The following is a 1,977-nucleotide window of genomic DNA, read 5'->3' on the forward strand; positions in this document are numbered from 1 at the left end:
CTGCGTCAGACGCATATTCTTTGTCAGCCCCCTTGCCATCCAGTAAAACAGCGCGTAACAAAACAGCAGCAGCGCCAGAAGCGCCAGCATCAGAACCGGATAAAACATCATAACCCGGTTTGTGTAAAGAGTGGAATATTCCTGGGGCCGCATGACAATGTTCAGGCTCAGGAACACCACCGGAAGAATCCAGAATACATACCATGTCCCTGGCATTTCAATTTCATCCAGAAGCCATCTTGCGGCATGGGTGGCCGGATACCACATAAGCCCCAGCAGCGTCCAGCAAAACAGGGCATAGGCCGCTGCCCCGCCCAGAGAAAAAACCACAGGGCCGCTTTTGGGCGAAAGCAGGGCGTCCGCCAGGACTGCCAGATTTCTCAAAGTGGAAAACGTCCCGCAGACCGCCAGAAATACGCTGACGGTTTTCCAGTAAGACAGCGTGATTGTCCGGCAGTAAAACAGGGCAGACAGCGCCAGCGAGGGAACCAGCCAGAGGTTCGTATCCCACCGGAATCTGTAACAGGCAGCGCCGCCCGCAACAGCCCACAGCAACAGAGCGGGGATTCCCCACAAAGCGATCCGTCTGCCCTTTCCATTCAGGTGTCCTTTCATGGGCAGATAACACAAAACAGCGCCGGGGATTATAACCGAAAGCTCCAGCATAGGGCGGAGAACTGTATCATTTCCCATCTCTAATGCCCTCCTCTCATCCGGGCATAAGTAAAAGCGAGAAACTGTTCCCGCACCTCCCGGTATTTTAACCGGCTGATTGGAACCGCTGTCCCGTTTTTCAAAAGAAAACGGTCAGCCAGCAGCTCCTCCACCTGCTCGAAATTGACCAGGACGCCCCGCGTACAGTCACAGAAATAGGGATAGTCCAGCAGCAAAGCCGCAAAATCCGCCTGCCGCATGGGGACGGTTATCTTTTCCCCGCTGGTGATATGGACTTCCACACAGCGTCCGCAGTATTCCGTATGGGTAATCTGGTGAAGCAGGAGCGGCTGCTGTCCTGCCGCGCCCGGAACCATCACACACTGGTTCTGTTCCAGAAGCTTTGCCCCGCACCGGGTCAGGGCCTGTGCCAGCTTTTCATAGGAATAGGGCTTGACCAGGTAAAATGCCGCCGCCACATCATAGCTGTCCACAGCAAATTCCTTGGTGGTTGTCGTAAAGATTAGCTGGCAGGCATCGTCCTGCTCCCGGATTTTTTTCGCCGCTTCCATGCCGGTCATGCCGGACATATAAATATCCAGAAAAATCACATCAAAGGTATCCGGGGCAAAGCCTGCAAGCAGGGCTTCGCCGCTTTCAAAAACTGCCGGGGCCGGAACCAGGACAATCCCCTGCTCCCGCGCCCAGCGGCAGATAAATTCCCGCAGTTTCCCAGCGTCTGCGGAAAGGTCGTCTGCAATGGCAATTCGCATCATTTTCGCCTCCTAACACAAAAGACTTCGTTTGTCAAGACCCATTATACCATATTTTCAGCGTCCTGACCTACATCTCATGCAGATTTTTGACATCTCATGCAGAGCCTATTGACAAGAACGGGAAAAACGCTATGCTAAATATATAACCGATTCCTTAAAAGGGTCGGTTTTTTTGATGCCATTTTTTCATTTTTATATACTGCGGAAAGGAGGAGCCGGATTGAGGATTGCACTTTATAATGAAAACCCCGGAGAACTGAAAGCACTGTCAGGGCAGCTTGACCGGTGCGCCAGGGAATACCTGCGTTTTGCGGAGATCGTCCCCTATGCCAGACAGGAGGATTTTTGCAGCATGGTGCGGGACGGGCCAGATTTTGACCTGTTTGTGGTGGCGCAGGACGGCACGTTCAGCCTGGAGGTGGTGGAACTGCTGCGGGAGGAACGGCCAAAGGCGCGGATTTTCTGGTTTTCTGACCTGGACTTCGCCCTGCGCGCCTACCGCTACAACGCGGACTGGTTTGGGCGAAAGCCGGTTGCCCTGCCCGCC

Annotated in this window: 2 protein-coding genes and 1 pseudogene; 1 reads left to right on the plus strand and 2 read right to left on the minus strand. The window is 53.9% G+C overall.

Annotated features, from left to right (window positions below; genetic code table 11):
- Nucleotides 1-693 (minus strand): annotated as a pseudogene (locus D1841_RS17125) (GHKL domain-containing protein); the annotation flags it as partial.
- A 2-nt stretch (nucleotides 694-695) separates the two neighbouring features.
- On the minus strand, nucleotides 696-1,430 hold the full coding sequence (locus tag D1841_RS17130) for a LytTR family DNA-binding domain-containing protein (protein ID WP_016297415.1): 735 nt from the start codon (nucleotides 1,428-1,430) through the stop codon (nucleotides 696-698).
- A gap of 220 nt (nucleotides 1,431-1,650) precedes the next feature.
- Between D1841_RS17130 and D1841_RS17135 the strand changes: the two genes are divergently transcribed.
- Nucleotides 1,651-1,977: hypothetical protein (locus D1841_RS17135; RefSeq protein ID WP_160644892.1), on the plus strand; the 327-nt coding region annotated here is incomplete at its 3' end.

It is taken from the genome of Neglectibacter sp. X4 (genome assembly GCF_009917365.1).
In the GTDB taxonomy this organism is placed as follows: domain Bacteria; phylum Bacillota; class Clostridia; order Oscillospirales; family Acutalibacteraceae; genus Acutalibacter.